Origin of the sequence: Amycolatopsis roodepoortensis (assembly GCF_024628825.1) — a bacterium.
GTDB classification, from domain to species: Bacteria; Actinomycetota; Actinomycetes; order Mycobacteriales; family Pseudonocardiaceae; genus Amycolatopsis; species Amycolatopsis roodepoortensis.
The window spans coordinates 2016669-2029354 of record NZ_CP102415.1 but is presented as its reverse complement, the minus strand read 5'-3'; the positions used below and the strand labels follow the sequence as shown (position 1 = coordinate 2029354).

Sequence of the window (12686 nt, the reverse complement as noted above, 5' to 3'; positions counted from 1 at the left end):
TCGAATGGTTGTCAGGACTGCGAAGCGGCGAGTTTCGCCTCTTCTTCTTCGTCGGCCGCGCTGCCGTTCAGGCGGCGGGTCCACACGGAGAGGATCTCGTCCGAGGTCCGCGGGGTGAGGAAGCTGACCAGCAGGTACACCGCGAGGCTGGACCCGAGGCCCCAGTAGATCGGGCTGTTGGCCTCGACTCCGTCGACGAACATGAACGTGATGACCACGACGGTGCCGACGACCATCGACGCGAGCGCGCCCTGGCGGGTGCCGCGTTTCCAGGCCAGCCCGCCGATGATCGCGACCAGCAGGCCGCCGACGAGGATGTCGTAGGCGATGGTCAGCGCGTTGACGACGTCGTCCACGACCATCGCGATGCCGATCGCCGCGATGCCGAGTACCAGCGTGGTGACCCGGTTCCTCGTGACCTCGTTGACGGCCTTCTTCAGGCCCAGCTTGGAAAGCAGGTCCGAGGTGCTGACCGTCGAGCACGCGATGAGCGCGCCGCTCGCGGTCGACATCATCGCCGAGAGCGCCGCCGCGAGCACCAGCCCGCGGACCCCGGAGGGCAGCTGGTCCTCGACGATGGTCGCGAACGCGTCCTGCGCGCTGGCGAGGTTCGGGTACAGCGTCTTGGCCGCGGTGCCGATCAGCGCGCCGGCGAGACCGTAGACCAGGCAGTAGACACCGGAGATGACGCCGCCGCCGGTCGCGATGCCCGGCGTCCGCGCGGTGAACACGCGCTGCCAGATGTCCTGGCCGATCAAGAGGCCGAAGCTGTAGATGAGGAAGTAGGTGAAGATCGTGTCGCCGCCGATGGCGGTCAGTTCGAAGTAGCTCTCGTCCAGCCGCGCGGCCATCCCGTCGAAACCGCCCGCGGAGACGATCGAGACCGGCAGGAGGATCAGCAGGATGCCGATGGTCTTGATGACGAACTGGACGATGTCGGTCAGCGTGATCGACCACATGCCGCCGAGCACCGAGTAGAGCACCACGATCGACCCGCCGATGGCGATGCCCGCCCAGCTCGGCACGTTGAACAGGACCTTGAAGATGGTGGCGAACGCCAGCGTCGAGGTGACGGTCAGCATCAGCGTGTAGCCCCACATGACCACGCCGGAGATGGTGCTGGTGGAACCGCCGTAGCGCAGGTCGAGCATCTCGCCGACGGTGTAGACCCGCAGTTTCACCAGCCGCCGCGCGAACAGCGTGTGGAGGACCAGGATGCCGACGCCGATCGCGATCACGAGCCAGGCGCCGGAGATGCCGTAGGTGTAGCCGAGCTTCACCCCGCCGACCGTCGAAGCGCCGCCGAGGACGACCGCGGACATCGTGCCCGAGTACATGAACCAGCCGAGGCGGCGGCCCGCGACGAGGTAGTCGGATTTGGTCTTCGCGAGCCGAAGCCCGAACCAGCCGACCCCGATCATGCCCGCTATGTAGAGCGCGATCACCGCGTAGTCACCGGCCACGGTGTCCTCCTTGACTTGGGCTGTTCGCTTCGTTCGGGTCACCGTAGGTTCGTTCGCGGCTTGAACGACATGGGATGATCCATCCGAACTCTGGTGTGAGTGAGGATGAAATGACCCGAAGCCACGATCCGTTCGACGCGGATGTGAATGTCCCGTTACGGGCCGTGGTCGGCAACCCGGAACTGGCACTCGACCCGGTCGTGGAGACCCTGCGGCCGGGCGCGCTCGACGCCCCGGTGCGCTGGGCCCACGTCAGCGAGCTGCTGGATCCCGCGCCGTACCTCCTCGGGGCGGAACTGCTGCTCACCGCCGGGGTGAACCTGCCGGTCGAGCCTGCCGAGATCGACCGCTACGTCCGGCGGCTGGCCGAAAGCGGGATCTCCGCGCTGGGGTTCGGGCTCACACCGGGGGCCTACGAGACGCTGCCGCCGCCGTTGCGGACGGCGTGCGCCCGGCACGGGCTCCCGCTGCTGGTCGTCCAGCCGCGGACGCCGTTCCTGGCGATCAGCCGCGCGGTGTCGGTCGCCCTCGCCGAGGCGGGGCAGCGGGAGCAGCGGCGGATCGCGATCGCGCGCGAGGCGCTGACCAGGGCGGCCGGTGAGGGGCTCGGCGAACTGGCCGGCGCGCTGGCCGGGCGGCTCGGGGCCTGGGTGGCGCTGGTCGGCGTCGACGACGTCCTCGCCGCGGACCACGGGGCGCCGTCGCCGCTGCCCGCGGAAGTCCGCGAGCTCCTCGCCACGCTCCGGACGGGCCGGGGGATCCGCAGCGCGACCACGGAACTGGCCGACGGCACCCACGTCGTCGCGCAGCCGGTGTACCCGCAGGCGACGGCGTCGCATCTGGTCGTGGTCGGCCGCGTCGCCCGGTTCGACGGCGCGGACCGCTCGATCCTGTCGGTCGGGGCGGCGCTGCTCGGGCTGGCGGGCCGCGCGGGTTCGGACGCGGCCGGACTGGGCGCCACCGCCACGGCGTTGCTACTGGGGGAGACCGGCGTGATCGGCGGGGACGAACGCCGTGTGGTCGCGGGGATCGCGTACCGCCGGGGGCCGAACGAGGTCGCCGCCCGCTACGACTGGCTGCGCGCCCGGCTCGACACCCCGCTCGTGCGGTTGCGGCCGGGCCCGCGGTTCACCGCGATCGTCCGCGAGGCGCCGGAGATCGGTGACCTCGACCGGCTCCGCGCCGACGGCTGGCTCGCGGTCGTGGGTTCGCCCGTCCCGCCCGCACGGCTTCCCGAAGCGGCGGGGGAGATCGAGCTGCTGCTGACGCGGGCCGCCGCGCTGGAACGGCCGATCGTGGCGGAAGGCACCGCGGGGCTGGACGCGCTGATCGATCCGGGCGCCGCCGCCGGGTTCGCCGCCCAGGCACTGGCGCCCCTGCGCGAACTCGACCGGAAGGGTGACCGCGAACTGGTCGGGACGCTGCGCACCTGGCTCGCGCACCACGGCGGCTGGGACCGGACGGCCGCCGAACTCGGCGTGCACCGCAACAGCGTCCGGCATCGGATCGGGCAGATCGAACGGGCGCTGGGGGTGGACCTGGCGGATCCGGAGATCCGGATGCGGCTGTGGTTCGCCTTGCGGTGGTCGTGAGTGGCGTTTCGGGTTCTAACCCGAAACGCCACTCACGACCACCGGTACCGAACGGTCACCGCCGGTTGGTCCAATAAGGTCACTCTCAGGAATGTGTGGCAACGTAGGGTCGTGCGAATTCTGGTAGTCGAAGACGAAGAACCCCTCGCCGACGCGATCGCACGCGGCCTGCGGCGCGAGGGCATGGCGGTGGACATCGCGCTCACCGGTGACGACGGGCACGAGAAGGCGGCCGTCACCCGGTACGACGTCGTGCTGCTCGACCGCGACCTCCCCGGCATGTCCGGCGACGACCTGTGCCGGGAGATCGTCGCGTCCGGCGAGCTGACCCGCGTCCTGATGCTCACCGCGAGCAGTTCCGTTTCGGACCGCGTCGACGGGCTTTCCCTCGGCGCCGACGACTATCTCGCCAAACCGTTCGCCTTCCCCGAACTCGTCGCGCGTGTGCGGGCGCTCGGCCGCCGCGCGACTCCGGCCGCGCCGCCGCTGCTGACTTCGGGCGACGTCGAACTGGACCCGGCGAGGCGGACCGTCCGCCGCGCGAGCGGTCCGATCGAGCTGACCCGCAAGGAGTTCGGCGTGCTCGAGGTGCTGCTTTCGGCCGCCGGTTCGGTGGTCAGCAGCGAGGAACTGCTCGAACGCGTGTGGGACGAGAACGCCGATCCGTTCACCACCACCGTCCGGGTCACCGTGATGACCCTGCGCAAGAAGCTCGGTGAGCCGGGCATCATCGAGACCGTCGTCGGCTCCGGCTACCGGGTGCCGGAGCAGGGGACCGCACGCGGGTGAACCTGTCCGGTGCCCGCAGCCTGCGCGCGCGGGTCACGCTGCTCGCGACCGGGCTGGTGGCACTGGTCAGCCTCCTGTTGCTCTGGCTGACCTGGAACCTGGTCGGTGACGCGGTTTCCGCCGTCCCGCAGCTGCCGCCGGGCACCACGGTGCGGGTCGACGGCGTCGACGTCGACGCATCCGCGGTCACCGAGCATCTGCGGGTGTACGCCAGGAACCGGGTGCTGCTCTTCGGCGCGGTCGCGTTCTGTTTCGTCGTGCTGGCGGCGGGAATCCTCGCGTGGACGTTCACCGCGCGGGTCCTGCAACCGCTGCGCGAGATCACCGGTACCGCGCGGCGCCTGTCGATCGAATCGATGGGCGAGCGGATCGGCGAGGTCCGCACGAAGGACGAACTCGCCGAACTGGCCGAGACCTTCGACGACATGCTCGACCGGCTGCAGGCCGCGTTCGACGCGCAGCGGCATTTCGTCGCGAACGCCAGCCACGAACTGCGGACGCCACTCGCGGTCATCCGCACCGAACTCGACGTCACCCTCGCCGACGAGCACGCGGACGAAGCCGAATTACGCCGGATGGCGGGTGTGGTCCGCGACGCGACCGAGCGGGCCGAGCGGCTGGTCGGTTCGCTGCTGCTGCTCGCGCGCACCGACGGCGCGGGACTGGTGGCCAGGGAACCGGTCGATCTCGCGGTGATCGTCGCGACCGCGTGGCGCGCGGCGCGGCCGGACGCGGAGAAACGCGGTCTCCGCGTCGAATTCGCGACCCAGGGCGCGCCGACGTTCGGCGATCCGGCGCTGCTGGAGCGGATCGCGGGAAACCTGCTGGAGAACGCCGTGCGGCACAACGTCGACGGCGGGTGGCTGGACGTCGTCACGCAGGCGGGTCCACAGTGGTCGGTGCTGCGGGTGCGGTCGTCCGGCGGCCTGCTCGACCCGGCCGCGGTCCCCGAACTGTTCGAACCGTTCCGCCGCGCCGGTGTCGCCAGGACCGCCCGCACCGGCGCCGGGCTGGGGCTTTCGATCGTGCGGGCCGCGGTCCAGGCGCACGGCGGCACGGTGTCCGCGGAACCCGTTGTGGGCGGCGGTCTTTCGGTGACCGTGCACCTGCCCGCTCTGCCCTGACCCCCGCCTGGGGTTACTGTTCGACCATGGTCCCCAGTATTCGGCTGAACAACGGCACGTCCCTCCCGCAACTCGGGTTCGGGGTGTACAAGATCGGCGACGACGAGGTCGTGGCCGCGGTCCGCACCGCCATCGAGGCGGGTTACCGGGCCATCGACACCGCCACGCTGTACGCCAACGAACGCGGAGTCGGCGAGGCCGTCCGCACCAGCGGGCTGCCCCGCGAGGAACTGTTCGTCACCACGAAACTGTGGAACACCGAGCACGGCTACGACTCGGCGTTGCGCGCCTTCGACACCAGCCTCGGCGAGCTCGGCCTCGAGTACGTCGACCTGTATCTGATCCACTGGCCGCTGCCCGCGCAGGACAAGTACGTGGAAACGTGGCGGGCGCTGGAAAAGATCGCCTCCGACGGCCGGGCGAAGGCGATCGGCGTCTCGAACTTCCAGATCCCGCATCTGGAGCGGCTGATCGAGGAGACCGGGATCGTCCCGGCGGTGAACCAGATCGAATGCCACCCGTGGCTGCAGCAGCCGTTGCTGCGGAACTTCCACGAGAAGCACGAGATCGTCACCGAGGCCTGGGGTCCGCTGGCGCGCGGCGGGGAACTGCTCGCCGACGAGAAGATCACCACGATCGCGGAGAAGCACGGCAAGACACCGGCGCAGGTCGTGCTGCGCTGGCATGTCGAGATGAACCATCTGGTGATCCCGAAGTCCGTCACGCCGGAACGGATCAAGGAGAACATCGACGTCTTCGACTTCGCGCTCGACGCGCACGACGGCGCCGCGATCGCGACCCTTGAGCAAGGCAAGCGGCTGGGACCGGATCCGGACACACTGGGCGCCTAGACCCGGCCCCGGTCGCCTACCGCACGTCCACGAAGATCGGGTTCCCGTAGAGCCACAGGTCTTCGAACGGGTTCGACTGCCCGACCACGTCGGCGCTCGGTTCGATCCCGCCGGCCACGTGCTTCTTGCCGTCCGTGCCGCGCGTGCGCACGAAGAACGGCTCGCGCACGTTGCGGAACGTGTGCCGGAAGGCCACCCGCCGGCCCGGCGCCCACCGCGGTTCGAAGGACCGCACGACCCGCGTGCCCGGGGCGGTCTGCGTGTCCCGGTCGGCGGCCGGGCCGGTCACCGGTCCCGAAACGAGGTCGAGCCGCGCGAGCCGGGGGATCGTGCCGCCGCCGTTCGGCCGGGCGGCCAGCTTCGCCGAGACGACGACCGTGACGTCGGATCCGCGCCGGACCCGCAGCCTGCCGCCCATCGTCGCCGAGCTCCACCCGCTGTACGCGCCGAACTCCAGTTCCTGCGCGAGCCCGCCGTGGACCACCCAGACGCGTCCCGCGCGCAGGCCCTCCAACACACCTTCGTGGCTTCGGCGCGACACACCGACGACGGTCCTGCTGAACTCGGCGGGCGCGAAGTCCGCGTACGGCGGCAGAGTCTGCGGGACGCCGGTGTCGATCGGGTCCGGGTAGGCGCCGTGCTCGTCGTAGTAGCCGTCCGGGACGCCGGGCCGGACATGAGTGTCGCCGCGGTTGTAGTGCGAGTCGGAGTTGCTCGTGATCCACCACGGCTTTCCTTCGGCCAGCATCGAATCCCAGAGCCCGCCGACGGTCGCGGTGCTCCAATCGAAGCCGCCGTAGGTGCGGTACGCCGACGCGGGGAAACCCGGCCACGAGTTCGAACCGGGGGAGTTGCCGTACCCGCCACGCGCGCCGCCGCCGCTCCCGAGCGGTTTCGGGAAGCCGTCGGCCTGGGCGCCCGGCGCGCCTTCCATGCCGATGACGATCCCGGGCGCGGCGTCGCGCAGCGCGCGGATCTCGTGCGGGGCGATCCGGCCGTTGCGCAGCGGATGGTTGACGACCACCACCGGCGCGTGGATCCGGCGGGCCCGCTCTTCGGCGGCGAGCCAGCGGATCGCCGCGACGGCCAGCGCCTCGTTGTCCGGGGTGCCCGGTTCGGTCCCGGTCAGCCGCCAGTCGAAGGTGCGCTCGAACTCCCGCAGCTTCGCGGCCTGGTTCGCCCCCGCCTGGAAGAACAGCGTGGCGTGCTCGGCGCCCGGCACGTTCCACTCCATGCCCTGCCACAGCAGGAGATCGGGGTGCTCGCGCTGCGCCGCCCGGATCGCGGCGTCCGTGCGCTCCACCGACGACTTCTCGTGCGCGGCGTGGCCGTGATCGGTGATCACCGCCCAGTCCGCCCCGTGGCGGCGCGCGTCGACGGCGATTCCGTCCACTGTGTACATCGCGTCGTAGGAGTACTGCGTGTGGATGTGGTGATCACCCACCAGCCACCGGTAGCGGTCCCGGCCGAAGAGCAGGTCGACATCGATGTCGAGGTTCAGGTCGAGGGCTTCCGCCGGGGCGGTGGCGGCGAGCGGGGCACCCGCGGCCGCCGCGGACACGAGGCCCGCGCGCTTGAGGAATCCGCGGCGGTCGACGCCGGGCTTTTCGCTGTTCACCGGCGGCACGGTAAAGAGCCCGGCTGAACGGGTGATGTCCGGACGGCGAATGAACCGCGCCGTGTGATGATCGTCCCTGTGGAACAACCGGAACGGACACCCAAGGCACCGCGGCGGTTGCTCTGGGTGGTCGGAGTCGTCGCGGTCCTGGTCGTCGCCGCCGTCGTGACGACGGCCGTCGTCGTCCTGAACCGGGTCACCGATCCGCCCGCCCCGGCGGCGTTGCCCCGGGACACCGGGCCCGTTCCGCTGGGGGAGCGGGAACTCTGCGGGCTTCGGCTGGCGGTGTTCATCGACGCCGACGAGGACATGAATACCGCTGCCCAGGCCCTCCGGGACGATCCGAAGGCCCGCCGGGTGTTCACCGAAACCAAGGCGCAGGCGTACGAGCGGTTCAAGGAGCTTTTCGCGAACAAGCCGGAGTTGCTGGAGAACGCGACACCGGATGCCCTGCCGGCGGTCGTGCATCTGGTCCCCGTCGCCGGAACCGACGTCGAAGCGTGGGCGAACGAGCTGCGGCAGCGGTTCCCCGAGGCGAAGAACGTCGACGTGCTCGATCCCGCGCGGATCGCCGCTCAGCTGACGGCCACGCCGCCGCCCTGCCCGCCTTCGGGGGAACGCTGACGGCCCGTCTCCCCGGGGGATGGCCGGGGAGACGAACTTTCCCGTACAGGCCCAAGGCTTTCACGAAAACGTAGCGGCTCGCCATCAAATCCGCGGAAAACGTGAAAGGCCACCGCCTGCGATCAAGGGATCGCCGACGGTGGCCTTTCGTCGAGGCTCAGGAGAGCGGCACGCTCGCCACGCCAGGGGCCAGGAACGGCTTGCCGTTGACCTTCTCGGACACACCCGCCCGGTCGAGGTACGGCGTGATTCCGCCGAGCCAGAACGGCCAGCCCGCGCCGAGGATCAGGCACAGGTCGATGTCCTGCGCCTCCGCGACCACGCCCTCGTCGAGCATGATCCGGATCTCTTCGGCGATCGCGGCGAGCGCGCGGTCACGCACCTGCTCGGACGTCGACGGCGAGTCGCCCTGCTGCCAGAGCTCGGCCACCTCGGGGTCGACGGTGGCGTTGCCCTTGTCGTCCCACTGCCAGACGCCCTTCTTGCCCGCCTTCACGAAGCGGTCCAGGTTCTCGCTGACGGTGAACCGGTCCGGGAACGCCTCGTGCAGGGTCTCCCCGACGTGCAGGGCGATCGCCGGGCCGACCAGCTGCATCAGCGTCATCGGCGTCATCGGCAGGCCCAGCGGTTCGAGTGCCTTGTCGGCGACGTCGAACGGCGTGCCCTCGTCGACGGTCACCAGCACCTCGCCGAGGAACCGCAGCAGCAGCCGGTTGACCACGAACGCGGACGCGTCCTTGACCAGCACGCTCGACTTCTTGAGCTGCTTGCCGAGCGCGAACGCCGTCGCCAGCGCGGCGTCGTCGGTCTTCTCCGCGCGGACGATCTCCAGCAGCGGCATCACCGCGACCGGGTTGAAGAAGTGGAACCCGACCACGCGCTCCGGGTGCTTGAGCTGCGACGCCATCGCGGTGATCGACAGCGACGAGGTGTTCGTCGCCAGGATCGCCTCGGGCGAGACGTACTGCTCCAGGTCGGCGAAGACCTTCTGCTTGACGCCCAGCTCCTCGAACACCGCCTCGATCACGAAGTCGGCGTCGGCGAACGCGGACTTGTCGAGCGAGCCGGTGACGAGCGCCTTCAGCCGGTTCGCGCCGTCCGGCGAAACCCGCTTCTTGGCCAGCAGCTTGTCGATCTCATCGTGCACATAGGACACACCCTTGTCGACGCGTTCCTGGTCGACGTCGGTGAGCACCACCGGCACCTTGAGGCGGCGGACGAACAGCAGCGCCATCTGGCTGGCCATCAGGCCCGCGCCGACGATGCCGACCTTGTTCACCTTGCGCGCCAGCGACTTGTCCGGCGCGCCCGCCGGCCGCTTGGCGCGCTTGTTGACCAGGTTGAACGAGTACAGCCCGGCACGCAGGGTGTCGTCCATCAGCAGTCCGGCGAGCCCGTCGGTCTCGGCCGCGTAACCGCGGTCGAGATCGTTCTCGCGGGCCAGCTCCAGCAGCTCGACGGCCTTGGTCGCGCCGGGGGACGCGCCCTTGGTGCGTCCGTCCACAATGGCCTTGGCGCGGGCGATCGCGGCGTCCCAGCCCGCGCCGCGGTCGATCTCGCGGCGGGCGGGGGTGATCTCGCCGTTGACGACCTTCGCCAGCCACAGCAGGGACTGCTCCAGGTAGTCGGCAGAACCGAAGACCTCGTCGACGATGCCGAGCTCCGCCGCCTGCGCGACCTTCAGCATCTTGTTCTGCGCCAGCGCGTTCTCGATGATCACGGTCACCGCGGCGTCCGGGCCGATGAGGTTCGGCAGCAGCTGTGTGCCGCCCCAACCCGGGAACAGGCCGAGGAAGACCTCGGGGAACGCGATCGCGGCCGTGTTCTCCGAAAGCGTGCGGTAGTGGCAGGAGAGGGCGAGTTCGAGCCCGCCACCCATGACCGCGCCGTTGATGAACGAAAACGTCGGGATCTCGGATTCGGTGAGGCGCCGGAACACGTCGTGCCCGGTCTGCGCGATCTCCCGCGCCAGCGCCGGGTCCGCGACCGCTTCGACACCGGAAAGGTCGGCGCCGACGGCGAAGATGAACGGCTTGCCGGTGACCGCGATCGCGGCGGGTTCCGCGGCGAAGGCGGCGTCGATCGCGGCGTCGAGGCTCACCAGGCCCTGCGGGCCGAAGGTGTTCGGCCGGGTGTGGTCGTGGCCGTTGTCCAGGGTGATCAGGGCGACCGGCTTGTCGAGCCCGGGCACCTTCACCAGACGCGTGACCGCGTTCGTGACGACCTCGTCGGGGAAGGCGGCTTTCGCCTGCTCAGCGGTGAAAGTCATTACTTCGCCCCCTCAAAGGCCGGGTTCTCCCAAATAACGGTGCCGCCCATGCCGATGCCGATGCACATGGTGGTCAGGCCGTAGCGCACGTCGGGGCGCTCGGCGAACTGACGCGAGAGCTGCGTCATCAGCCGGACGCCGGACGAGGCGAGCGGGTGACCGCAGGCGATCGCGCCACCCCACTGGTTGACGCGGGGGTCGTCGTCGGCGATGCCGAAGTGGTCGAGGAACGCGAGCACCTGGACCGCGAACGCCTCGTTGATCTCGAACAGGCCGATGTCGTCGATCGACAGGCCCGTGCGCTTGAACAGCTTCTCGGTGGCCGGGACCGGGCCGATGCCCATGACCTCCGGTTCAACGCCGGCGAAGGAGTAGCCCACCAGGCGCATGCCGATCGGCAGGCCGAGCTCGCGGGCGGTGTCCTCGTCGGCGAGCAGGGCCGCGGTGGCGCCGTCGTTGAGACCGGCCGCGTTGCCCGCGGTGATCCGGCCGTGCGGGCGGAACGGCGTCTTCAGCCCGGCGAGCTGCTCGACGGTGGTGCCGGGGCGCGGCGGCTCGTCCTCGGTCGCGAGACCCCAGCCGAGCTCCTTGGACCGGGTGGCGACCGGGACCAGCTCGGGGCCGATCTTGCCGGTCTTCACGGCCTCGGCGTACTTCTCCTGGCTGCGCGCGGCGAAGGCGTCGGTGCGCTGCTTGGTGATGGCAGGGAACCGGTCGTGCAGGTTCTCCGCGGTCTGGCCCATCACGAGCGCCGTCGGGTCGACGAGCTTGTCGGCGATGATGCGCGGGTTCGGGTCGACGCCCTCGCCCATCGGGTGGCGGCCCATGTGCTCGACGCCGCCGGCGATGGCGATGTCGTACGCGCCGATGCCGATCCCGCTCGCGGTCGTGGTGACCGCGGTCATCGCGCCCGCGCACATCCGGTCCAGCGCGAAGCCGGGCACCGACTTCGGCAGACCGGCCAGCAGCGCGGCGGTGCGGCCGATGGTCAGGCCCTGGTCCCCGATCTGGGTGGTGGCGGCGATCGCCACCTCGTCGACGCGCTCGGGCGGCAGCTCGGGGTGCCGCCGCAGCAGTTCACGGATGGCGTTGACGACGAGATCGTCGGCACGGGTGCCGGCGTACATACCCTTTTCGCCTGCCTTGCCGAAGGGCGTTCGCACCCCTTCGACGAAGGCGACATTGCGTACCGACCGCGCGTTCGGCGCGAGCGGTGTTGCTCCTGCGGCCACGAATGCTCCTGAAGTTGAGGTAGTCCTGACCGCACCCTAGCCCCGGTTACCCGTCGGTAACCAGGATGGTGGCCCGGTCGAGTGGGCGAAGGCACACTCCCGGGGTCACCCGCCTCGGCCGCTTGGCCGATCCGGGGGCCGTGGGGAAGTTGCTATGTTCGAGGTGATCAGGGGGAGGGATCACGATGAACTCGCCGGGGCCGGCCGTCACCCGTCGCGCGCTGCTGGGGATGGCGGTCCTCGCCTCGCTGGCCGCCTGCACCCGGGGGAATCCGCCCGCCTCGCCGACGCCTGCTCCTCCGCCACCACCCACTACGCGTCAGTTCCATGACCGGCTGATGGAGCTGGAGAAGAAGTTCGACGCCAGGCTCGGCGTGTACGCGGTCGACACCGGAGGCGGTGCCACGGTCGAGTATCGGGCCGACGAGCGTTTCGCGTTCTGTTCGACGTTCAAAGGGGTGGCCGCCGCCGCGGTCCTGCAGCGCAATCCGTTGTCGCATCTGGAAACCCGGGTCGAATACTCGCGGGACGACCTGATGAAACACGCCCCGGTCACCGGGCGGCACGTCGCCACCGGCATGACGATCCGCCAGTTGTGCGACGCCGCCATCCGGTTCAGCGACGGCACCGCGGGCAACCTGCTGCTGCGGGACCTCGGCGGTCCCGCCGAACTGACGGCGTTCACGCGCAGCCTCGGCGACACCGTCACGCGGATGGACCGGGTCGAACCGGCCATCACCGAAGCGACGCCGGGCGACCTTCGCGACACCACGACGCCGCGGGCCTTCGCCGCCGACTACCGGGAGATCGTGCTGGGCGACACGCTGACGGCCGACAAACGGGACTTCCTGCGCGACCTCTTCCAGCGCAACACCACCGGCGCCCAGCGGATCCGCGCGGGCCTGCCGTCCGGCTGGACCGTCGCCGACAAGACCGGGACCGGCGAGTACGGCACGCTGAACGACATCGCCGTCGTGTGGCCGCCGGACAAAGCACCGATCGTCGTCGCGATCATGTCCAGCAAAGCGACCAAGGACGCTCCGTACGACCAGGCGCTCCTCGCCGAGGCCGCGAAGTACGTCGCCGAAACGCTGACCTAGGCGTAACTCGCGTGTTCAGAGGAG

Annotated in this window: 10 protein-coding genes; 6 read left to right on the top strand and 4 right to left on the bottom strand. The window is 70.3% G+C overall.

Annotation, left to right across the window (positions count from 1 at the left end):
- Window positions 1–11: 11 nt before the first annotated feature.
- A complete protein-coding gene (locus NQK81_RS09285; RefSeq protein ID WP_257487876.1) occupies window positions 12–1463 on the bottom strand; it encodes a sodium:solute symporter family protein in 1452 nt (483 codons plus the stop codon).
- 110 nt (window positions 1464–1573) lie between these two features.
- Here NQK81_RS09285 and NQK81_RS09280 point away from each other — a divergent pair, with 110 nt between their 5' ends.
- From NQK81_RS09280 to NQK81_RS09265, 4 genes are all read left to right on the top strand, one after another.
- Window positions 1574–3055, top strand: a complete 1482-nt coding sequence (locus tag NQK81_RS09280; RefSeq protein ID WP_257487875.1) for a PucR family transcriptional regulator — start codon at window positions 1574–1576, stop codon at window positions 3053–3055.
- A 111-nt stretch (window positions 3056–3166) separates the two neighbouring features.
- Window positions 3167–3844, top strand: coding sequence for a response regulator transcription factor (locus NQK81_RS09275; protein ID WP_185927010.1), 678 nt, complete (start codon window positions 3167–3169; stop codon window positions 3842–3844).
- On the top strand, window positions 3841–4968 hold the full coding sequence (locus NQK81_RS09270; protein WP_126731554.1) for a sensor histidine kinase: 1128 nt from the start codon (window positions 3841–3843) through the stop codon (window positions 4966–4968). The genes NQK81_RS09275 and NQK81_RS09270 overlap by 4 nt, the downstream gene beginning before the upstream one ends.
- A 26-nt stretch (window positions 4969–4994) precedes the next feature.
- Complete coding sequence (locus tag NQK81_RS09265) at window positions 4995–5819, top strand: aldo/keto reductase (protein ID WP_126731556.1); 825 nt, start codon at window positions 4995–4997, stop codon at window positions 5817–5819.
- Between the two features lie 16 nt (window positions 5820–5835).
- Here the strand turns inward: NQK81_RS09265 and NQK81_RS09260 are convergent, their stop codons facing one another.
- The gene (locus NQK81_RS09260; RefSeq protein WP_257487874.1) at window positions 5836–7437 is read right to left on the bottom strand and encodes a CehA/McbA family metallohydrolase domain-containing protein; all 1602 of its coding nucleotides are present in this window, start codon (window positions 7435–7437) and stop codon (window positions 5836–5838) included.
- A gap of 78 nt (window positions 7438–7515) precedes the next feature.
- Here NQK81_RS09260 and NQK81_RS09255 point away from each other — a divergent pair, with 78 nt between their 5' ends.
- A complete protein-coding gene (locus tag NQK81_RS09255) occupies window positions 7516–8061 on the top strand; it encodes a permease-like cell division protein FtsX (RefSeq protein WP_257487873.1) in 546 nt (181 codons plus the stop codon).
- Window positions 8062–8218: 157 nt separating this feature from the next.
- On the opposite strand, the gene NQK81_RS09250 is transcribed toward NQK81_RS09255, so the two are convergent.
- Window positions 8219–10330 carry a 3-hydroxyacyl-CoA dehydrogenase NAD-binding domain-containing protein gene (locus NQK81_RS09250; protein ID WP_257487872.1) on the bottom strand — a complete coding sequence of 704 codons (2112 nt, stop codon included), beginning with the start codon at window positions 10328–10330 and terminating at the stop codon, window positions 8219–8221.
- Window positions 10330–11562 carry a thiolase family protein gene (locus tag NQK81_RS09245; protein WP_257487871.1) on the bottom strand — a complete coding sequence of 411 codons (1233 nt, stop codon included), beginning with the start codon at window positions 11560–11562 and terminating at the stop codon, window positions 10330–10332. Before NQK81_RS09245 ends, NQK81_RS09250 begins: the two co-directional genes overlap by 1 nt.
- Before the next feature lie 185 nt (window positions 11563–11747).
- Between NQK81_RS09245 and bla the strand changes: the two genes are divergently transcribed.
- Window positions 11748–12662, top strand: a complete 915-nt coding sequence (bla, locus tag NQK81_RS09240) for a class A beta-lactamase (RefSeq protein ID WP_257487870.1) — start codon at window positions 11748–11750, stop codon at window positions 12660–12662.
- Window positions 12663–12686: the final 24 nt, after the last annotated feature.

Excerpts from the sequence above, each read along its gene's own strand:
- NQK81_RS09280 (WP_257487875.1), top strand. The coding sequence starts at position 1,574 with ATGACCCGAAGCCACGATCCGTTCGACGCGGATGTGAATGTCCCGTTA.
- NQK81_RS09265 (WP_126731556.1), top strand. The coding sequence starts at position 4,995 with ATGGTCCCCAGTATTCGGCTGAACAACGGCACGTCCCTCCCGCAACTC.
- NQK81_RS09250 (WP_257487872.1), bottom strand. The coding sequence starts at position 10,330 with ATGACTTTCACCGCTGAGCAGGCGAAAGCCGCCTTCCCCGACGAGGTC.
- bla (WP_257487870.1), top strand. The coding sequence starts at position 11,748 with ATGAACTCGCCGGGGCCGGCCGTCACCCGTCGCGCGCTGCTGGGGATG.